The organism is Treponema sp. R8-4-B8 (assembly GCF_054786175.1).
Genome location: NZ_BDHE01000105.1, coordinates 1 through 1,249, shown reverse-complemented (window position 1 = coordinate 1,249; position 1,249 = coordinate 1). Strand labels below are relative to the sequence as shown.

The 1,249-nt window shown below is 44.5% G+C and carries 1 protein-coding gene and 1 pseudogene; one reads left to right on the top strand and one right to left on the bottom strand.

Translation table 11 applies throughout. The features are described 5' to 3' along the window. A pseudogene (locus ACYVRA_RS06575) lies at positions 1–1,077 on the top strand (S16 family serine protease); the annotation flags it as partial. A 33-nt stretch (positions 1,078–1,110) separates the two neighbouring features. On the opposite strand, the gene ACYVRA_RS06570 reads toward ACYVRA_RS06575, so the two are convergent. Further along, a partial coding sequence (locus ACYVRA_RS06570) for a S16 family serine protease (RefSeq protein ID WP_461251948.1) occupies positions 1,111–1,249 on the bottom strand: 139 nt, incomplete at its 5' end.

Here is a 1,249-nt window from a genome sequence, read left to right as displayed (position 1 = left end):
GTGGGCAAATCAATTGCCCGTGCGCTTGGCAAGCAATTTTTCCGGTTTTCTGTCGGCGGAATGAGGGACGAGGCGGAAATCAAGGGGCACAGGCGCACATACATCGGGGCGATGCCGGGAAAAATTATTCAAGGGTTAAAAATTGTTAAGACTAAAGACCCCGTTTTTATGATAGACGAAATCGATAAAATGGGCGCGAGTTTTCAAGGCGATCCCGCAAGCGCCCTCCTTGAAGTGCTTGATCCCGAACAGAACAACGCTTTCCGCGATCATTACCTTGATTTGCCGTTTGACATTTCCAACGTGTTTTTTATCGTTACGGCAAATACAATGGATACTATCCCCGTGCCGTTAATTGACCGCATGGAAATTATTCAGCTTCCCGGTTACATCGATACTGAAAAACTGGAAATCGCAAAGCGTTATCTTTTGCCAAAGAGCCTTGAAAAAAACGGCCTTAAAAAAAATCAGGTAAAATACACAAAAGACAGCCTATTACATATCGCTAACTGTTACGCGCGTGAATCCGGCGTGCGTAATTTTGAAAAAAATCTTGATAAGATTCACCGCAAACTGGCGAAACAGATAGTAGACGCTCAGGAAAAAAACGAAGAAAAAGTACCGCGTTTTAATATTGATAAAAAACTGATAGAAAAACATTTGGGCAAACCAATTTTCCGTGAAGACGACATTAAAACTGCGGATAAACCCGGAATGTCGGTAGGCCTCGCGTGGACAAGCATGGGCGGGGACACATTGGTAATCGAAGCGACATCGCTTCCCGGAAAAGAGGGAATAACGCTGACAGGCAAAATGGGCGACACGATGAAAGAAAGCGCCGAAATCGCCATGACCGTCGCGCGCAAAATGGCGGTGGAAAAATACAATGTAGACAAGGACTGGTTTGACAAAAACCACATTCATCTGCACATCCCCGAAGGCGCGACTCCCAAAGACGGCCCTTCCGCCGGCATTACAATGGCAGTGGCGCTTCTTTCCCTAATGCGTGACAAAGTAATAACCCAAAGGCTAGTAATGACAGGCGAACTTTCCCTAACAGGCCACGTACTGCCAATTTAAATTCAATAATAGTGATAAATTTTATAGTTTTTATTCAGGTAATGCCAGAGACAGTACTTCTTCAAAGCGTTCTACTGGGTGGAATTCTATCCCTTTCTTCACATGATCGGGTATCTCATCCAAGTCACGCTCGTTTTGTTTTGGAAAGATAATGTGTCTTGCTTTGTTT